Origin of the sequence: Streptomyces sp. NPDC090127 (assembly GCF_044746945.1) — a bacterium.
In the GTDB taxonomy this organism is placed as follows: Bacteria; Actinomycetota; Actinomycetes; order Streptomycetales; family Streptomycetaceae; genus Streptomyces.
The window spans coordinates 1,148,780-1,165,865 of record NZ_JBIVDE010000001.1 but is presented as its reverse complement, the minus strand read 5'-3'; the positions used below and the strand labels follow the sequence as shown (position 1 = coordinate 1,165,865).

The 17,086-nt window shown below is 70.9% G+C and carries 18 protein-coding genes; 15 read left to right on the top strand and 3 right to left on the bottom strand.

The genetic code is table 11. The annotated features are described in order from the left end of the window. Positions 1 to 61: 61 nt before the first annotated feature. The 8 genes from map to truA all read left to right on the top strand — a co-directional run bounded on the left by map (position 62) and on the right by truA (position 5,264). A complete protein-coding gene (map, locus tag ACIPPS_RS05145) occupies positions 62 to 898 on the top strand; it encodes a type I methionyl aminopeptidase (RefSeq protein ID WP_401426970.1) in 837 nt (278 codons plus the stop codon). A 172-nt stretch (positions 899 to 1,070) separates the two neighbouring features. Next, positions 1,071 to 1,292 carry a translation initiation factor IF-1 gene (gene infA / locus ACIPPS_RS05140; RefSeq protein WP_003956442.1) on the top strand — a complete coding sequence of 74 codons (222 nt, stop codon included), beginning with the start codon at positions 1,071 to 1,073 and terminating at the stop codon, positions 1,290 to 1,292. 62 nt (positions 1,293 to 1,354) lie between these two features. Next, a complete protein-coding gene (gene rpmJ, locus ACIPPS_RS05135) occupies positions 1,355 to 1,468 on the top strand; it encodes a 50S ribosomal protein L36 (protein WP_003956441.1) in 114 nt (37 codons plus the stop codon). Positions 1,469 to 1,651: 183 nt separating this feature from the next. After that, positions 1,652 to 2,032 (top strand): 30S ribosomal protein S13, encoded by a 381-nt coding sequence (rpsM, locus tag ACIPPS_RS05130; RefSeq protein WP_005313488.1) that lies wholly within the window; start codon positions 1,652 to 1,654, stop codon positions 2,030 to 2,032. Positions 2,033 to 2,098: 66 nt separating this feature from the next. Continuing rightward, entirely contained in the window at positions 2,099 to 2,503 is a 405-nt protein-coding gene (rpsK, locus tag ACIPPS_RS05125) for a 30S ribosomal protein S11 (protein ID WP_006376016.1), read from the top strand. A gap of 128 nt (positions 2,504 to 2,631) precedes the next feature. Further along, positions 2,632 to 3,654: a DNA-directed RNA polymerase subunit alpha gene (locus tag ACIPPS_RS05120; protein WP_003966937.1), complete on the top strand. Its 1,023-nt coding sequence runs from the start codon at positions 2,632 to 2,634 to the stop codon at positions 3,652 to 3,654. 164 nt (positions 3,655 to 3,818) lie between these two features. Beyond that, a complete protein-coding gene (gene rplQ, locus ACIPPS_RS05115; protein WP_401426967.1) occupies positions 3,819 to 4,313 on the top strand; it encodes a 50S ribosomal protein L17 in 495 nt (164 codons plus the stop codon). A 96-nt stretch (positions 4,314 to 4,409) separates the two neighbouring features. Continuing rightward, positions 4,410 to 5,264 carry a tRNA pseudouridine(38-40) synthase TruA gene (gene truA, locus ACIPPS_RS05110; RefSeq protein ID WP_401426965.1) on the top strand — a complete coding sequence of 285 codons (855 nt, stop codon included), beginning with the start codon at positions 4,410 to 4,412 and terminating at the stop codon, positions 5,262 to 5,264. A 25-nt stretch (positions 5,265 to 5,289) separates the two neighbouring features. On the opposite strand, the gene ACIPPS_RS05105 is transcribed toward truA, so the two are convergent. After that, positions 5,290 to 6,291 (bottom strand): hypothetical protein, encoded by a 1,002-nt coding sequence (locus ACIPPS_RS05105; protein ID WP_401426963.1) that lies wholly within the window; start codon positions 6,289 to 6,291, stop codon positions 5,290 to 5,292. Positions 6,292 to 6,347: 56 nt separating this feature from the next. On the opposite strand from ACIPPS_RS05105, the gene ACIPPS_RS05100 reads away from it, so the two are divergent. The 4 genes from ACIPPS_RS05100 (at position 6,348) to glmM (ending at position 10,788) form a co-directional block, all read left to right on the top strand. After that, complete coding sequence (locus ACIPPS_RS05100) at positions 6,348 to 7,970, top strand: ABC-F family ATP-binding cassette domain-containing protein (protein ID WP_401426961.1); 1,623 nt, start codon at positions 6,348 to 6,350, stop codon at positions 7,968 to 7,970. Between the two features lie 288 nt (positions 7,971 to 8,258). Continuing rightward, on the top strand, positions 8,259 to 8,702 hold the full coding sequence (rplM, locus tag ACIPPS_RS05095; RefSeq protein ID WP_148005774.1) for a 50S ribosomal protein L13: 444 nt from the start codon (positions 8,259 to 8,261) through the stop codon (positions 8,700 to 8,702). Positions 8,703 to 8,746: 44 nt separating this feature from the next. Beyond that, positions 8,747 to 9,265, top strand: coding sequence for a 30S ribosomal protein S9 (gene rpsI, locus ACIPPS_RS05090; RefSeq protein ID WP_401426959.1), 519 nt, complete (start codon positions 8,747 to 8,749; stop codon positions 9,263 to 9,265). Between the two features lie 164 nt (positions 9,266 to 9,429). Beyond that, complete coding sequence (gene glmM, locus ACIPPS_RS05085; RefSeq protein ID WP_401426957.1) at positions 9,430 to 10,788, top strand: phosphoglucosamine mutase; 1,359 nt, start codon at positions 9,430 to 9,432, stop codon at positions 10,786 to 10,788. Between the two features lie 220 nt (positions 10,789 to 11,008). Here glmM and ACIPPS_RS05080 read toward each other — a convergent pair whose 3' ends face one another. Next, positions 11,009 to 11,971, bottom strand: a complete 963-nt coding sequence (locus ACIPPS_RS05080) for a DUF389 domain-containing protein (RefSeq protein ID WP_401426955.1) — start codon at positions 11,969 to 11,971, stop codon at positions 11,009 to 11,011. Positions 11,972 to 11,992: 21 nt separating this feature from the next. Next, on the bottom strand, positions 11,993 to 12,970 hold the full coding sequence (gene coaA / locus ACIPPS_RS05075) for a type I pantothenate kinase (protein WP_401426953.1): 978 nt from the start codon (positions 12,968 to 12,970) through the stop codon (positions 11,993 to 11,995). A 160-nt stretch (positions 12,971 to 13,130) separates the two neighbouring features. Between coaA and glmS the strand changes: the two genes are divergently transcribed. From glmS to ACIPPS_RS05060, 3 genes are all read left to right on the top strand, one after another. Next, positions 13,131 to 14,978 (top strand): glutamine--fructose-6-phosphate transaminase (isomerizing), encoded by a 1,848-nt coding sequence (gene glmS / locus ACIPPS_RS05070; protein WP_401426951.1) that lies wholly within the window; start codon positions 13,131 to 13,133, stop codon positions 14,976 to 14,978. Between the two features lie 4 nt (positions 14,979 to 14,982). Then, positions 14,983 to 15,351: a holo-ACP synthase gene (locus ACIPPS_RS05065; protein WP_401426949.1), complete on the top strand. Its 369-nt coding sequence runs from the start codon at positions 14,983 to 14,985 to the stop codon at positions 15,349 to 15,351. A 131-nt stretch (positions 15,352 to 15,482) separates the two neighbouring features. Then, positions 15,483 to 16,916: an NAD(P)H-hydrate dehydratase gene (locus tag ACIPPS_RS05060; RefSeq protein WP_401426946.1), complete on the top strand. Its 1,434-nt coding sequence runs from the start codon at positions 15,483 to 15,485 to the stop codon at positions 16,914 to 16,916. Positions 16,917 to 17,086 lie beyond the last annotated feature (170 nt).

The window sequence follows — 17,086 nt, the reverse complement described above, 5'->3', positions numbered from 1 at the left end:
GGGCGCCGCGGCCGTATCGTTGTTCTGTCCCGTGTACTCGTAAGGAAAGGCCCTCGTCACGATGGTGCAGATCAAGACCCCCGAGCAGATCGCGAAGATGCGTGAGGCGGGCCTGGTCGTCGCCGCCATCCACGCGGCCACGCGCGAGGCTGCCGTGCCGGGTGCCACGACGAAGGACCTGGACGAGGTCGCGCGGAAGGTGATCGCGGACCACGGGGCGAAGTCGAACTTCCTCGGGTACGGGGGCTTCCCCGCGACGATCTGCACCTCGGTCAACGAGGTCGTCGTCCACGGCATCCCGGACGAGAAGACCGTCCTCAAGGACGGCGACATCATCTCGGTCGACGCCGGCGCCATCGTCGACGGCTGGCACGGCGACGCGGCCTACACCGCCTTCGTCGGCACCGGTCACGCCCCGGAGCTGATCGAGCTCTCCCGGGTGACCGAGGAGTCCATGTGGGCCGGTATCGCCGCCATGAAGGCAGGCAACCGGCTCGTGGACATCTCGAAGGCGATCGAGACGTACATCCGCCGCCAGCCGAAGCCGGGCGGCGGCAAGTACGGCATCGTCGAGGACTACGGCGGCCACGGCATCGGCACCGAGATGCACATGGACCCGCACCTGCTGAACTACGTCTCCCGCAAGCGCGGCAAGGGCCCGAAGCTGGTCCCCGGCTTCTGCCTGGCGATCGAGCCGATGGTGGCGCTCGGCACCCCGCGCACGGAGGTCCTGGCGGACGACTGGACGGTCGTCTCCACGGACGGCACCTGGTCCTCCCACTGGGAGCACTCGGTGGCCGTGACGGAGGAGGGCCCCCTCGTCCTCACCGCCCCGGACTGCGGCAGGGCCAAGCTGGCCGAGCTCGGTGTCGTGGCGGCGCCGGATCCGCTGGGGTAGGCGCCGCGTGCTGCGGCGTGGCTGCTTGCGTAAGGATCTTGCCGGGTGGGCAAACTCTCCGGATTCGTCTTTTCCAGGGGCCTGACGTAGACTGATGCGTCGGCTCTCGTGTACCCGTGTGTCCGCACGCGGGACGGGAGTCGATCAAGGTAGCCGATTCGAAAGGCGAAGCGTGGCCAAGAAGCAAGGTGCCATCGAAATCGAGGGCACCGTGATCGAGTCCCTCCCGAACGCCATGTTCAAGGTGGAACTCCAGAACGGTCACAAGGTCCTCGCGCACATCTCCGGCAAGATGCGGATGCACTACATCCGAATCCTTCCGGACGACCGGGTCGTCGTGGAGCTCTCTCCGTACGACCTGACGCGTGGCCGGATCGTCTACCGGTACAAGTAGATCTTGCCCGCACCCCGGCTCCGCCGCGGGTGGTGGCACTGACCCGGAGAACCTCACATCCCATGAAGGTCAAGCCGAGCGTCAAGAAGATCTGCGACAAGTGCAAGGTGATCCGCCGTCACGGCCGGGTCATGGTCATCTGCGACAACCTGCGCCACAAGCAGCGCCAGGGCTGACGCACGCCGACCGACCTGCACCCCGCAGTTCTTCGCGCGACGCAACACACGTACATACGCAGAGCCCGCCCAGCCCGTAAGGGTCGGCGGCACCTCCGGCGGGGGCCGGGGACCCGATTCGTACCTCATACGGCGGTCGGGAGCGGCTTTGCGGAAGACCCCCGAACACACAGGAGCCATTGAATGGCACGCGTTTCCGGTGTTGACATCCCGCGCGAAAAGCGTGTGGAGATCGCACTCACCTACGTCTTCGGTATCGGGCGTACCCGGTCCAAGGAGATCCTCGCCTCGACCGGCGTGAACCCGAACACCCGCGTTCGTGACCTGGCCGAAGAGGACCTGGTCAAGATCCGCGAGTACGTGGACGCCAACCTCCAGACCGAGGGCGACCTCCGCCGCGAGATCCAGGGCGACATCCGCCGCAAGATCGAGATCCAGTGCTACCAGGGCATCCGTCACCGTCGTGGCCTGCCCGTGCACGGTCAGCGCACCAGCACGAACGCCCGTACCCGCAAGGGCCCGCGTCGCGCCATCGCCGGTAAGAAGAAGCCGGGCAAGAAGTAGTCCTCAGCGGACGCTTGACCAAGCGGTCTTCGCTGTAGGACCGACCACCTCCCGTAGGAGTAATAGATGCCCCCCAAGGGTCGTCAGGGCGCTGCCAAGAAGGTGCGCCGCAAGGAAAAGAAGAACGTCGCTCACGGCCACGCGCACATCAAGAGCACGTTCAACAACACGATCGTCTCGATCACGGACCCCGCGGGCAACGTGATCTCCTGGGCCTCCGCCGGCCACGTCGGCTTCAAGGGCTCGCGCAAGTCCACCCCGTTCGCCGCGCAGATGGCCGCCGAGTCGGCCGCTCGCCGTGCGCAGGAGCACGGCATGCGCAAGGTCGACGTCTTCGTCAAGGGTCCCGGCTCCGGCCGTGAGACCGCGATCCGCTCCCTCCAGGCCACCGGCCTCGAGGTCGGCTCGATCCAGGACGTCACCCCCACGCCGCACAACGGCTGCCGTCCCCCCAAGCGCCGCCGCGTCTGACGCACGGCTGCTTGGCCTGAGGTTTCGGGCGGTACGGCTCTCCGGGGCGGTGCCGCCCGTACCCTTGCAGTACGTAGTACCCGTCGGGCGTCAAATAGTGGGCGTCCACGACTGAAGGAACACACACCATGCTGATCGCTCAGCGTCCCTCGCTGACCGAAGAGGTCGTCGACGAGTTCCGCTCGCGGTTCGTCATCGAGCCCCTGGAGCCGGGCTTCGGCTACACGCTCGGCAACAGCCTCCGCCGTACGCTCCTCTCCTCGATCCCGGGTGCGGCGGTCACGTCCATCCGTATCGACGGTGTCCTGCACGAGTTCACCACCGTGCCGGGCGTCAAGGAGGACGTCACCGACCTCATCCTCAACATCAAGCAGCTGGTCGTCTCCTCGGAGCACGACGAGCCGGTCGTGATGTACCTGCGCAAGCAGGGTCCCGGCCTGGTCACCGCTGCTGACATCGCCCCGCCGGCCGGTGTCGAGGTGCACAACCCCGACCTGGTGCTCGCCACGCTCAACGGCAAGGGCAAGCTGGAGATGGAGCTGACCGTCGAGCGCGGTCGCGGCTACGTCTCCGCCGTGCAGAACAAGCAGGTGGGCCAGGAGATCGGCCGTATCCCGGTCGACTCCATCTACTCGCCGGTGCTCAAGGTCACGTACAAGGTCGAGGCGACCCGTGTCGAGCAGCGCACCGACTTCGACAAGCTGATCGTCGACGTCGAGACCAAGCAGGCCATGCGGCCGCGCGACGCCATGGCGTCCGCCGGTAAGACGCTGGTCGAGCTGTTCGGTCTGGCGCGCGAGCTCAACATCGACGCCGAGGGCATCGACATGGGTCCGTCCCCGACGGACGCCGCCCTGGCCGCCGACCTGGCGCTGCCGATCGAGGAGCTCGAGCTCACCGTTCGTTCGTACAACTGCCTCAAGCGTGAGGGCATCCACTCCGTGGGTGAGCTCGTGGCGCGCTCCGAGGCCGACCTGCTCGACATCCGCAACTTCGGTGCGAAGTCGATCGACGAGGTCAAGGCGAAGCTGGCCGGCATGGGCCTGGCCCTCAAGGACAGCCCGCCCGGATTCGACCCGACCGCCGCCGCCGACGCCTTCGGCGCCGACGACGACGCGGACGCCGGCTTCGTCGAGACCGAGCAGTACTAAGAGCTCGGGACCGACCGGTCGCGTTCTTGCTGCGGGTTCGGCTTCGGCTGATCGCGCAGTCTCCCGCGCCCCTTCGGGGGCGCGGGTCTCCGACAGGTAACCGCCTGCTCGGACACTGACACCGGTACCTCACACGGCCGGTGCAGATCACAAGGAGAAACACCATGCCGCGTCCCGCCAAGGGTGCCCGCCTCGGTGGCAGTGCCGCTCACGAGCGTCTGCTGCTCGCCAACCTGGCGAAGTCCCTCTTCGAGCACGGCCGCATCACCACGACCGAGGCCAAGGCCCGCCGCCTGCGTCCGGTCGCCGAGCGCCTGATCACCAAGGCGAAGAAGGGCGACATCCACAACCGTCGCCTGGTGCTGCAGACGATCACGGACAAGGGCATCGTCCACACGCTCTTCACCGAGATCGCCCCGCGCTACTCCGAGCGCCCGGGTGGCTACACCCGTATCACCAAGATCGGCAACCGTCGTGGCGACAACGCCCCGATGGCTGTGATCGAGCTGGTCGAGGGCGAGATCGCCAAGAAGGCGACCGTCGCCGAGGCCGAGGCCGCCACGAAGCGCGCCGTCAAGGAGTCCGACGAGGCCGCCAAGGCCGAGGACACCAAGGCCGACGACGCTGAGGCGCCGGCCGAGGAGTCGAAGGACGCGTAAGCGTTCCGACGATCCTGTGTGCGGGCCCGTACCCCCAGGGGTGCGGGCCCGCACCCGTGTCCGGAGAGGCCCGAGGGGCTTGAGAGGATGACCCGCGTGAGCGACGACGTGCAGCCCGGTTTCGTACGGGTACGGCTTGACCTTTCCTACGACGGCAAGGACTTCTCCGGCTGGGCCAAGCAGGCCCACGGGCGGCGGACCGTGCAGGGCGACATCGAGGACGCCCTGAAGACGGTGACCCGCTCCAAGGAGACGTACGAGCTGACCGTGGCCGGCCGCACGGACGCCGGGGTGCACGCGCGCGGCCAGGTCGCGCACGTCGACCTGCCGGTGGAGCTGTGGGCCGAGCACGGGGAGAAGCTGCTGCGGCGGCTCGCCGGGCGCCTCTCGCACGACGTACGGGTGTGGCGGCTCAGCGAGGCCCCCAGCGGCTTCAACGCGCGGTTCTCCGCGATCTGGCGGCGCTACGCCTACCGCGTCACGGACAACCCCGGCGGCGTCGACCCGCTGCTGCGCGGGCACGTCCTGTGGCACGACTGGGCGCTCGACATGGATGCCATGAACGCGGCCGCCGAGCGACTCGTCGGCGAGCACGACTTCGCGGCGTACTGCAAGAAGCGCGAGGGCGCGACCACCATCCGTACGCTCCAGGAGCTGCGCTGGGAGCGGCGGCCCGGTGGCGTCCTGGAAGCGACCGTGAAGGCCGACGCCTTCTGCCACAACATGGTCCGCTCGCTCGTCGGCGCGCTGCTCTTCGTGGGCGACGGCCACCGCCCGGTGGACTGGCCCGCGAAGGTCCTGGCCGCGGGCGTACGGGACTCCGCGGTGCACGTCGTACGGCCGCACGGCCTGACGCTCGAAGAGGTCGGCTACCCGGCCGACGAGCTGCTGGCCGCCCGCAACCGGGAGGCCAGGAACAAGCGCACCCTGCCGGGCGCCGGCTGCTGCTGATCCGGCGCCTGCCGGGCGCCCGCGGTCACTCCCCGGGGGCGCCGGCCGCGGCGGAGGCCTGGGACTTGCCGCGGGCGTAGATCTGGTTGAAGGCGAAGGTGCCCAGGTCGTCGCTGGACTGGAAGACGGCCTTGTCCTTCGTCGTCACCTTCTTGCCGTTGGTGAACCCGGCCTGGGTGAAGTACGCGTACCGGCCGATCGAGTTCGCCCGGCGCAGGCAGACCGTCGCGCGGCAGAACTCCTTCACGCCCGCCCCGGCGAGCGGGGCGATACCGCCGCTGGCCTGATTCTTCGCCTTCAGCGCCGCCGCCTCGTTCGGGAACACGGCCACGCCGACGGTGAGGACGACCCCGTCCCTCACGTACGTGGCGCGGATCACACGGTCGCAGCCGTTCTTCGTCAGCACTCCGCCGAGACCGCCCTGCGTGACGGTCGCGCAGTTGGTCGTCGAGGAGGTCGCGCCCTTGGTGTAGGCGCGGCCGTTCATGGTCAGCTTCTTGCCCGGGAAGAGGCCCTCGGCGCTGAGCGGGGCCTTGTCCTTCTTCTCGTCCGCGATGAAGTCCTTGGGGTTGGGCGGGGGCGGCGGCGCGACGGAGGAGAAGGTCGGGCCGGGGGTGGGGGAGTCGCTGGGGGCCGCGGAGTCGGTGGGGGTGACCGTGCCGTTCTTGCCCGACGTGGTGGACCCGCCGCTCTTCACGACCGCCGTGGCGACGATCGCGCCGACCACCACGGCCGCGAGCGCGCCGCCGCCGACCACGATCCAGCGCTTACGGCGCCGTCCGGCGGCGGAGGCGTCGGCCAGGGCGCCCCAGTCCGGGGTCCCGTCCGCCGTCGCCCCCGGGAAGGGGCCGGGCTGCTGCCCGAAGGGCTGTCCCTGCTGGCCCTGCCCGGCGTACCCCTGGCCGCCGTACCCCTGCCCGTACGGCGGCGGGGCCGGCTGCCCGCCCGGCTGCTGTCCCGGCTGTCCGTACGGCTGCTGTCCCGGCTGCTGCGGCTCCTGTGGCCACTGCGGTCCCCCAAAGCTCATGCCGCGCATCCTAAACCGGTTGGGTGGGAGCGGTGCGGGCGGCGACAATGCCCCTCATGGGACATGTCGAGGCCGCGCATCTGGAGTACTACCTCCCGGACGGGAGGGTCCTGCTCGCGGACGCTTCCTTCCGGGTCGGGGAGGGCGCCGTCGTCGCCCTGGTCGGGGCCAACGGCGCCGGGAAGACCACGCTGCTCCGGATGATCGCCGGCGAGCTCCAGCCGCACGGCGGCTCGGTCACCGTGAGCGGCGGGCTCGGCGTGATGCCGCAGTTCGTCGGCTCCGTGCGGGACGACCGTACGGTCCGTGACCTGCTGGTCTCCGTCGCCCAGCCGCGCATCCGGGAGGCCGCGGAGGCCGTCGACGCGGCCGAGCACCTGATCATGACCGTCGACGACGAGGCCGCGCAGATGGCGTACGCGCAGGCGCTCAGCGACTGGGCCGAGGTCCAGGGGTACGAGGCCGAGACCGTCTGGGACATGTGCACGACGGCCGCCCTGGGCGTCCCGTACGAGAAGGCGCAGTTCCGCGAGGTGCGCACGCTCAGCGGTGGCGAGCAGAAGCGCCTCGTCCTGGAGTCGCTGCTGCGCGGCACGGACGAGGTGCTCCTCCTCGACGAGCCGGACAACTACCTCGACGTGCCCGGCAAGCGGTGGCTGGAGGAGCGGCTGCGGGAGACCCGTAAGACCGTGCTCTTCATCTCCCACGACCGGGAGCTGCTCGCCCGGGCCGCGCAGAAGATCATCGCCGTCGAGCCGGGCCCGGCCGGGTCGGACGTCTGGGTGCACGGCGACGGCTTCGCGACCTTCCACGAGGCGCGGCGGGAGCGGTTCGCCCGCTTCGAGGAGCTGAAGCGGCGCTGGGAGGAGAAGCACGCTCAGCTGAAGAAGCTGGTGGTCAACCTGCGGCAGGCGGCCGCGGTCAGCCACGAGATGGCGTCCCGGTACGCGGCGGCGCAGACGCGGCTGAGGAAGTTCGAGGAGGCCGGCCCGCCGCCGGAGCCGCCGCGCGAGCAGGACATCCGGATGCGGCTGCGCGGCGGCCGGACCGGCGTGCGCGCCGTGACCTGCGCCAACCTGGAGCTGACGGGCCTGATGAAGCCGTTCTCGCTGGAGGTCTTCTACGGGGAGCGGGTCGCCGTCCTCGGCTCGAACGGCTCGGGCAAGTCACACTTCCTGCGGCTGCTCGCCGGGGACCCGTCGGTGGCGCACACCGGCGAATGGAAGCTGGGCGCACGGGTCGTCGCGGGCCACTTCGCGCAGACCCACGCGCACCCGGAGCTCCAGGGGCGCTCCCTGGTGGACATCCTCTGGTCGGAGCACGCCAAGGACCGCGGCGGGGCGATGTCGGTGCTGCGGCGCTACGAGCTGGAGGCGCAGGGGGACCAGCCCTTCGAGAAGCTCTCCGGCGGGCAGCAGGCCCGGTTCCAGATCCTGCTCCTGGAGCTCTCGGGCACGACGGCGCTGCTGCTCGACGAGCCGACGGACAACCTGGACCTGGAGTCGGCGGAGGCGTTGCAGGACGGACTGGAGTCGTACGAGGGGACGGTGCTGGCCGTCACGCACGACCGGTGGTTCGCGAAGACCTTCGACCGGTACCTGGTCTTCGGCTCCGACGGGGTCGTCCGGGAGACGAGCGAGCCGGTCTGGGACGAGCGCCGGGTCGACCGGGCGCGGTAGGGACCGGGCGCGGTGGAGGGCCGGGCATGGTGGGGGACCGGGCTCGGTGGAGGGCCGGGCACGGTGGGGGACCAGGCGTTTTGACCCGTCGGGGGCGGCGCGGGTACTGTTGCGGTTTGTTATGCGTATCGGCTTCGTCGTTCTCACGCGAAGGGCCCTTACGCAGGTTCCCTGGAGCAGTTACCAGTGGCTCGCATACGGGCGGTGTTCCCGGCAGTGCAGGCCCCAGCTGCATGATCGCTTCAGGTGTGTCTGGACTCCATCCACTGAAGAAGCGAAGGCTACGAAGTGCGTACGTACAGCCCCAAGCCCGGCGATGTCACTCGCCAGTGGCACATCATCGACGCGCAGGACATTGTCCTGGGTCGTCTCGCGACGACGGCTGCGAACCTCCTCCGGGGTAAGCACAAGCCCGTCTACGCGCCCCACATGGACATGGGCGACTTCGTCATCATCATCAACGCTGACAAGGTCCACCTGTCCGGCAACAAGAAGACCCAGAAGCTGGCCTACCGCCACTCCGGCTTCCCGGGTGGTCTGCGCTCCGTCCGTTACGACGAGCTGCTCGCCAAAAACCCCGAGAAGGCCGTCGAGAAGGCCATCAAGGGCATGATCCCCAAGAACACCCTGGGCCGTCAGATGCTCTCGAAGCTGAAGGTCTACGCGGGCGAGAACCACCCGCACGCTGCTCAGCAGCCGGTCCCGTTCGAGATCACCCAGGTCGCGCAGTAGTTCCGGCCACACCCCCTAAGAACGAAAGAAATCTGAGGAGAATCGTGGCCGAGACCACTGTTGAGAACCCCATCGAGGGCGAGGAGACCTACGCCGAGGTCACCACCTTCGAGTCCGAGGTCCCCGTCGAGGGTGAGTACACCTCGGAGTCCCTGGCGTCGCGCTTCGGTGACCCGCAGCCGGCCGCCGGCCTGGGTCGTCGCAAGAACGCCATCGCCCGCGTCCGGATCGTCCCGGGCACCGGCAAGTGGAAGATCAACGGTCGCACCCTTGAGGACTACTTCCCCAACAAGGTGCACCAGCAGGAAGTCAACGAGCCCTTCAAGGTGCTCGAGCTCGACAACCGCTACGACGTCATCGCCCGCATCTCGGGTGGCGGCGTCTCCGGCCAGGCCGGCGCCCTGCGCCTCGGCGTGGCCCGTGCGCTGAACGAGGCGGACGTGGAGAACAACCGCGGTGCGCTGAAGAAGGCCGGCTTCCTCTCCCGCGACGACCGTGCGGTCGAGCGCAAGAAGGCCGGTCTCAAGAAGGCCCGTAAGGCCCCGCAGTACAGCAAGCGTTAATCGCCTGCTCGGTCTGCTTTGCACGTACGCCCCGGCGGCACTGCCCGTGCTGCCGGGGCGTACGTCTTTTCCTCCCCCTGGGCCCTTTCGGGCGACATGGACGTGAGAACGCGCATCATGCGCTCAGGGGATCGCACTTTTCGGAGCAGTTTCGGAGGACAGCTGTGGGACGACTCTTCGGCACGGATGGTGTGCGCGGTGTGGCGAACGCGGATCTGACGGCGGAGCTCGCGCTCGGCCTGTCGGTCGCGGCGGCGCACGTGCTCGCCGAGGCGGGGACCTTCGAGGGCCATCGGCCGACCGCGGTGGTCGGGCGTGACCCCCGTGCGTCGGGAGAGTTCCTGGAGGCGGCCGTCGTGGCGGGCCTCGCGAGCGCGGGTGTCGACGTCCTGCGCGTCGGCGTCCTGCCCACCCCCGCCGTGGCGTACCTCACCGGAGCGCTCGGCGCCGACCTCGGTGTGATGCTCTCGGCCAGCCACAACGCGATGCCCGACAACGGCATCAAGTTCTTCGCCCGCGGCGGTCACAAGCTCGCCGACGAGCTGGAGGACCGGATCGAGTCCGTCTACGAGGAGCACCGCACCGGCGCCCCGTGGCAGCGGCCGACCGGCGCCGGCGTCGGCCGGGTCCGTGACTACGACGAGGGCTTCGACAAGTACGTCGCCCACCTCATCGCCGTCCTGCCGAACCGCCTCGACGGTCTCAAGGTCGTCCTCGACGAGGCGCACGGCGCGGCCTCCCGCGTGTCGCCCGAGGCGTTCGCCCGGGCCGGTGCCGAGGTGATCACCATCGGCGCGGAGCCGGACGGCCTCAACATCAACGACGGCTGCGGCTCCACCCACCTGGGGCTGCTCAAGGCCGCCGTCGTCGAGCACGGCGCCCACTTCGGCATCGCGCACGACGGCGACGCCGACCGCTGCCTCGCCGTGGACGCCTCCGGCGAGGAGATCGACGGCGACCAGATCCTCGCCGTCCTGGCGCTCGCCATGCGCGAGGCCGGGACGCTGCGCGGCGACACCGTCGTCGCCACCGTGATGTCCAACCTCGGCTTCAAGCTCGCCATGGAGCGGGAGGGGCTGCGGCTGGTGCAGACGGCGGTCGGCGACCGGTACGTCCTGGAGTCCATGAAGGAGCACGGCTTCGCGCTCGGCGGCGAGCAGTCCGGGCACGTCATCGTGCTCGACCACGCCACCACCGGCGACGGCACCCTCACCGGTCTGATGCTGGCGGCCCGGGTCGCGGCCACCGGCAGGTCCCTGGCGGAGCTGGCCGGCGTCATGAAGCGGCTTCCGCAGGTCCTCATCAACGTGCCCGACGTCGACAAGTCCCGGGTCACCACCTCCGCCGAGCTGGCGACCGCGGTCGGCGACGCCGAGCGCGAGCTGGGCACCACCGGCCGCGTGCTGCTCCGCTCCTCCGGCACCGAGCCGCTCGTCCGGGTCATGGTCGAGGCCGCCGACATCGAGCAGGCGCGGTCCGTCGCCGGCCGCCTCGCCGACGCGGTGAAGTCCGCGCTCGGCTAGGGCGTGTTTCGAAAGTCCCGTCTGGCCGGGGACGCCTGGCACGCACTCCCCCGTAGCCCTTCGGGCACGGGAGGGGCCCCCACGCCGCGTTGTCAGTCGTCGGCGCAGCCCGCTGCGCTCTCCTCCCTCCGCCTCGCGGTCGCACGCACCAGACGCCCCCGGCCCCGCCCTCCGGGCGGACGACGCTACTTTCGAAACACGCCCTGGGCCGCTTGACGGTTCACTTCCTGCGTCGTGGCGTACCCGGCGGGCGGATCATCCGCCCCTCCTGGGTGCGCCACAGCAGTTTCCAGCCGAGGAGGGTGACGACCCCGGCCAGGATGATCCCGAGCAGATTCAGCAGCAACTGCTCGGTGGAGCCCCACATCTGGGCGACGTCGCCGTAGCTGAGCGCCACCGCCGCGTTCGCCGCCGCAGGGACCGTCGTGACCGAGATCGCCACGCCGACGAGCGTCCCCGACTTCGCGGACGTCAGGGAGAGGACGCCGGCCACGCCCGCGAGCAGCGCCACGACGAACGAGAACGGGTCCGGCTGCCAGATGAAGCTGGTGTTCGGGCGGGGGTCGTCGAGCATCCCCTCGTGGAACTGGCCGATACCGTCCATCAACAGGCTGAACACCGTGGTGGCAGCGATCGCCACCCCGAAGCCGACCAGGAGTGCGATCAGCGAGCGCAGGGCCAGCCTCCGGCGCCGCTGCACCAGTCCCGTACAGATGCCCGCGAGCGGCCCGAACTCCGGGCCGACGGCCATCGCGCCCACGATCAGGATCGCGTTGTCGAGGACCACACCGCAGGCCGCGATCATCGTCGCGAGGGTGAGGAACATCAGGTAGGTGATGGTGAGGGTGGACTCCTCGTGCGTCGCCTCGGCCAACTGCTCCCAGATCACCGCGTCCGCCCCCTCGCCCGGCGCCTCCTCCTCCGCGTGGTCGGCGCGCTCGGAGAGGGAGAGGTCGATGTGCTCGACGGCGATCGACCCGTCCCTGTCGATGCCCAACTCGCGTAGGCCGTGCAGGAGTTCGTCACCCGCCTCGCGGGCGATGTCGCACATCACGACATCGCCCTCGGGCTCGCGCGCCACGCCCTTGAACACCGCGACGTGCGTGGTGCCCACGGTCTGGTCGATCAGGTCGAGCACGGCGTCCGTGCTGCCGGAGGGGGCGATGATCCGCAGATGCAGCATGGCCGCACCTTCTCATGGGGCTCAGAGTTTGCGCAGGGACAGACGCTGCACCTTGTGGTCCGGGCCCTTGCGGACGACGAGGGTGGCCCGGCCACGCGTCGGTGCCACGTTCTCGAGGAGGTTCACCTTGTTGATGGTCCGCCACATCGTGCGGGCGTACTCCAGGGCCTCTTCCTCGGAGACCTGGGTGTAGCGCTGGAAGTACGAGAAGGGGTTCTGGAACGCGGTCTCGCGCAGCTTGCGGAAGCGGTTCAGATACCAGCGTTCGATGTCCTCGGGCCGGGCGTCCACGTACACCGAGAAGTCGAAGTAGTCGGCGAGACCCACCCGCGTCCGGCCGTCCTTGCCTGGCAGCGCGGGCTGGAGGACGTTGAGCCCCTCCACGATCAGGATGTCGGGGCGGCGGACCACCAGCCGCTCGCCGGGCACGATGTCGTAGATGAGGTGGGAGTAGACCGGGGCGGTGACCTCGTCCTTGCCGGCCTTGATGTCGGCGACGAACCGGGTCAGGGCGCGGCGGTCGTACGACTCCGGGAACCCCTTCCGGGACATCAGGCCGCGCGCCTTCAGCTCCTCCATCGGGTAGAGGAAGCCGTCGGTGGTGACCAGCTCCACGCGCGGGTGCTCCGGCCAGCGGGCCAGCAGCGCCTGCAGGAGCCGGGCCACGGTGGACTTGCCGACGGCGACGGAGCCGGCGACCCCTATGACGAACGGGGTGCCGCGCTGCTCGCCGCGCTCGCCGAGGAAGGTGTTGAGCGCGCCCCGCAGCCCGCTGGTGGCCTGGACGTAGAGGTTCAGCAGCCGGGAGAGGGGGAGGTAGACGTCGCGCACCTCGTCCAGGTCGATGACGTCGCCGAGGCCCCGCAGCCGCTCGACCTCCTCGGCGGAGAGCGGCAGCGGCGTCTTGTCGCGCAGCGCGCTCCACTCGTCGCGGGTGAGGTCGACGTAGGGCGTGGCCTCGGGAGGCCGGCGCTGGCTTCGTGGCGGCGAAGTGATCACCCCGCCATTGTCGGGGTTGCGGGGTGGTTGTGGGCCGTGGGGTCGGTCACGTGGGTCGCGCGGGTGCCGGGGCGGGCGACCGAAGGTCGTCATCGACGCGCAGGCCGCCAAGCCGGGCCGAGTCCGGCGCTCCGCCCGCTTTCGGTCGTAGGCTGCCGCCATGTGCGGAATCGTGGGATACGTCGGCGGGCAGTCGGCGCTTGATGTGGTGATCGCGGGCCTCAAGCGGCTCGAGTACCGGGGCTACGACTCGGCCGGCGTCGCGGTGCTCTCCGACGGGGGACTGGCCGCGGCGAAGAAGGCGGGCAAGCTCGTCAACCTGGAGAAGGAGCTGGTGGACCGGCCGCTGTCGAGCGGCTCCACCGGCATCGGACACACCCGCTGGGCCACCCACGGCGGGCCGACCGACACCAACGCGCACCCGCATCTCGACAACGCGGGGCGGGTGGCCGTCGTCCACAACGGGATCATCGAGAACTTCGCCGCCCTGCGCGCGGAGCTCCAGGAGCGCGGCCACGACCTGGCGTCCGAGACGGACACCGAGGTCGTGGCCCATCTGCTCGCCGAGGAGTTCTCCTCCTGCGGGGACCTGGCGGAGGCCATGCGGCTGGTCTGCCGGCGGCTCGACGGCGCGTTCACGCTGGTCGCCGTGCACGCGGACGAGCCGGACGTCGTCGTCGGGGCCCGCCGGAACTCGCCGCTCGTGGTGGGCGTCGGTGAGGGCGAGTTCTTCCTCGCCTCGGACGTGGCCGCGTTCATCGCGCACACCCGCGCGGCGATCGAGCTCGGCCAGGACCAGGTCGTCAAGCTCACCCGGGAGGGCGTCGAGGTCACCGACTTCGCCGGCGCCCCCGCCGACGTACGGGCGTACCACGTGGACTGGGACGCCTCGGCCGCGGAGAAGGGCGGTTACGACTACTTCATGCTCAAGGAGATCGCCGAGCAGCCCAAGGCGGTCGCCGACACCCTCCTCGGCCGGATCGACGGCGAGGGCCGGCTCAGGCTGGACGAGGTGCGCATCCCGGACCGGGTGCTGCGCGAGGCCGACAAGGTCGTGATCATCGCGTGCGGCACGGCCTTCCACGCCGGGATGATCGCGAAGTACGCCATCGAGCACTGGACCAGGATCCCCTGCGAGGTGGAGCTGGCCAGCGAGTTCCGCTACCGCGACCCGATCCTCGGCCAGCGGACGCTGGTCATCGCGATCTCGCAGTCCGGCGAGACGATGGACACGCTGATGGCGCTGCGGCACGCGCGCGAGCAGGGCGCGAAGGTGCTCGCGATCTGCAACACCAACGGTTCGACGATCCCCCGGGAGTCCGACGCCGTCCTCTACACGCACGCCGGGCCCGAGGTCGCCGTCGCGTCCACGAAGGCGTTCCTGACGCAGCTGGTGGCCTGCTACCTGCTGGCGCTCTACCTCGGGCAGGTGCGCGGGACGAAGTGGGGCGACGAGATCCACGCCGTGGTCCGGGAGCTCGCCCGGATCGCCGACGAGGTCGAGCGGGTCCTGGAGACGATGGAGCCGGTACGGGCCCTGGCCCGGTCGCTCGCCCACAAGAACACCGTCCTCTTCCTCGGCAGGCACGTCGGCTACCCGGTGGCCCTGGAGGGCGCGCTGAAGCTGAAGGAGCTCGCCTACATGCACGCCGAGGGCTTCGCGGCGGGCGAGCTGAAGCACGGGCCGATCGCGCTCATCGAGCAGGACCTGCCGGTGGTCGTCGTCGTGCCGTCACCGCGCGGGCGGTCCGTCCTGCACGACAAGATCGTCTCCAACATCCAGGAGATCCGGGCGCGCGGGGCCCGGACGATCGTGATCGCCGAGGAGGGCGACGAGACGGTCGTCCCGTACGCCGATCATCTGATCCGCATCCCGGCAACGCCTACGCTGCTTCAGCCGCTGGTCTCCACCGTGCCGCTGCAGGTCTTCGCCTGCGAACTCGCGACCGCGCGGGGCAACGAGGTGGACCAGCCGCGGAACCTGGCGAAATCTGTGACCGTGGAGTGAGCGAATGATCATCGGGGTGGGGATCGACGTGGCCGAGGTGGACCGCTTCGCGGCCTCCGTGGAGCGGACCCCCGGGCTGCTCCAGCGGCTCTTCGTCGAGGGCGAGATGCTGCTGCCGAGCGGGGAGCGGCGCGGCCCTGCGTCCCTGGCGGTCCGCTTCGCCGCGAAGGAGGCGCTGGCCAAGGCCCTGGGCGCGCCCGCGGGCCTGCACTGGACGGACGCCGAGGTCTACGTCGAACCCAGCGGCCAGCCGCGGCTGCGGGTGCGGGGCACGGTGGCGGCGAGGGCGGCGGAGCTGGGCGTCCGCCACTGGCACGTCTCGCTGAGCCATGACGCGGGGGTGGCGTCGGCGGTGGTGATCGCGGAGGGGTGAGGCGGCCGGGGGCGGGGAGTGGCGGAGTCCGTTCGTGGCGTGGTGGCGTGGTGGCGTGGTGGCGTGGTGGCGGGGCGGTGGGTGGCGGTAACGCACGCCGGAGGCGTGCGGGGTGCGGCAGACTGCGGGACATGCGTACCGCTTACACCGTGGAGACCGTACGGGCCGCCGAGGCCGAGCTGATGGCAACGCTGCCCGAGGGGGCGCTCATGCAACGGGCGGCGGCGGGGCTCGCCGCCGCCTGCCTCTCCCTCCTCGGGCGGGGACATGTGTACGGCGCGCGGGTCGTCCTGCTCGTCGGCAGCGGGGACAACGGGGGCGACGCCCTCTACGCGGGGGTGCGGCTCGCGCGGCGCGGGGTGGGCGTGAGCGCCGTGCTCCTCGGCGAGAAGGCCCACGAGGGCGGGCTGGCCGCGCTGCTCGCCGCCGGCGGGCGGGTGGTGGAGGACCCCTTCGACGTACTCGCGGCGGCCGATCTCGTCCTCGACGGGATCACCGGCATCGGCGGTCAGGGCGGACTGCGGCCGGACGCGGTCCCGGTCGCGCGGGCGGCGCGCGGTTCGGACGCGGTCGTGGTCGCCGTCGACCTGCCGAGCGGCGTGGACGCGGACACCGGGCAGGTCGCGGGGGAGGCGCTGCGGGCGGACGCGACGGTGACCTTCGGGACGTACAAGCCGGGGCTGCTGATCGACCCGGCGCGCGAGTACGCGGGGGCGCTGCGGCTCGTGGACATCGGCCTCGGCGAGGTCCTGCCGTCGGTGCCGGACATCGAGGCGCTGCAACACGAGGACGTCGCGCGGATGTTGCCGGTGCCGGGCGCGGAGAGCGACAAGTACCGGCGGGGTGTCGTCGGGGTGGTCGCCGGTTCCGCGCGCTACCCGGGCGCGGCGGTGCTCGCGGTGACGGGCGCGCTGTGGGGCGGGGCGGGCGCGGTGCGGTACGTGGGGCCGGCCGGGGACGCGGTGATCGCGCGGCACCCGGAGACGCTGGTGCACGCGGGTCCGCCCGCGAAGGCGGGGCGGGTGCAGGCGTGGGTGGTCGGTCCGGGCCTCGGCGACGAGCGCTCGGCGGTCGCGGAGGTCCTCGCCTCGGACGTACCGGTCCTGGTGGACGCGGACGGGCTGCGCGAGCTGGACGCGGCGCTGGTACGGGAGCGCCGGGCACCGACCCTGCTGACCCCGCACGCGGGTGAGGCGGCGGCGCTGCTGGGCGTCTCGCGCGAGTCGGTGGAGGCGGAGCGGCTCGCGGCGGTACGGGAGTTGGCGGGGCGCTTCGGGGCGACGGTCCTGCTCAAGGGTTCGACGACGCTGGTGGCGGAGGCCTCGGGCCCGGTACGGGTGAACCCGACGGGCACGTCGTGGCTGGCGACGGCGGGCAGCGGGGACGTGCTCTCCGGTCTCGCGGGCTCGCTGCTGGCGACGGGCCTGCGGGCGTCGGACGGGGCCTCGGCCGCCGCCTACCTCCACGGCCTGGCCGCCCGCCGCGCGTCGGGCGGCGCCCCGATCACGGCGGGCGACGTGGCGGACGCCCTCCCGGCGGCCTGGCGGGACGTCACGTCGGGCTAGCTCCGCCCGGCGTGGGTGACCCCGCCACACGGCGCGGCGGCGCGGCGGCTTCGCGCCTGCCCCTCCCCACGTCGCCCCCCGGCCGGGCGAACTCGGGTGCGGCGGCTTCGTGCCTGGCCCTCCCGACGTCGACCCCCGGTCGGGCGAACTCGGGTGCGGCGGCTTCGTGC

Bases quoted from the DNA above. Each gene is read 5' to 3' on its own strand.
- rpsK (WP_006376016.1), top strand. From the start codon at position 2,099: ATGCCCCCCAAGGGTCGTCAGGGCGCTGCCAAGAAGGTGCGCCGCAAG.
- rpsM (WP_005313488.1), top strand. From the start codon at position 1,652: ATGGCACGCGTTTCCGGTGTTGACATCCCGCGCGAAAAGCGTGTGGAG.
- ACIPPS_RS05105 (WP_401426963.1), bottom strand. From the start codon at position 6,291: ATGAGCTTTGGGGGACCGCAGTGGCCACAGGAGCCGCAGCAGCCGGGA.
- map (WP_401426970.1), top strand. From the start codon at position 62: ATGGTGCAGATCAAGACCCCCGAGCAGATCGCGAAGATGCGTGAGGCG.
- ACIPPS_RS05060 (WP_401426946.1), top strand. From the start codon at position 15,483: ATGCGTACCGCTTACACCGTGGAGACCGTACGGGCCGCCGAGGCCGAG.
- rpmJ (WP_003956441.1), top strand. From the start codon at position 1,355: ATGAAGGTCAAGCCGAGCGTCAAGAAGATCTGCGACAAGTGCAAGGTG.
- ACIPPS_RS05100 (WP_401426961.1), top strand. From the start codon at position 6,348: ATGGGACATGTCGAGGCCGCGCATCTGGAGTACTACCTCCCGGACGGG.
- glmS (WP_401426951.1), top strand. From the start codon at position 13,131: ATGTGCGGAATCGTGGGATACGTCGGCGGGCAGTCGGCGCTTGATGTG.
- rplQ (WP_401426967.1), top strand. From the start codon at position 3,819: ATGCCGCGTCCCGCCAAGGGTGCCCGCCTCGGTGGCAGTGCCGCTCAC.
- ACIPPS_RS05065 (WP_401426949.1), top strand. From the start codon at position 14,983: ATGATCATCGGGGTGGGGATCGACGTGGCCGAGGTGGACCGCTTCGCG.
- ACIPPS_RS05120 (WP_003966937.1), top strand. From the start codon at position 2,632: ATGCTGATCGCTCAGCGTCCCTCGCTGACCGAAGAGGTCGTCGACGAG.
- ACIPPS_RS05080 (WP_401426955.1), bottom strand. From the start codon at position 11,971: ATGCTGCATCTGCGGATCATCGCCCCCTCCGGCAGCACGGACGCCGTG.